At 71.5% G+C, this 253-nt stretch carries 1 pseudogene; it reads left to right on the forward strand.

Annotated features, from left to right (window positions below):
• Window positions 1-193, forward strand: a pseudogene (locus RVY79_RS20730) (hypothetical protein); the annotation flags it as partial.
• Window positions 194-253: the final 60 nt, after the last annotated feature.

Genomic DNA, 253 nt, shown 5'->3' on the forward strand with positions numbered 1-253 from the left:
CGGCCACGCGCCCGGGGAGGGGGTGATTTTTCTGATCTGCCGGACCTGCGGCGGCGTCGACGAGGCCGCGTCGGTGGGGGTCGAGGGGAGCCGCGGGCGCCCACAGGAGCGGGCCGGATTCACGCCGACCCACAGCATCCTGGAGGTCGAGGGCGATTGCGGCACCTGTCGTCAGCGGAAGCTGGCACCCTGAGCCGCGAGACCGACTTGCCTGATCCATCCCGTCCGCGCTGACGGAGGGGAGCAATCCAGG

This window comes from Chromohalobacter sp. HP20-39 (genome assembly GCF_033052815.1).
Taxonomy (GTDB): Bacteria; Pseudomonadota; Gammaproteobacteria; order Pseudomonadales; family Halomonadaceae; genus Chromohalobacter.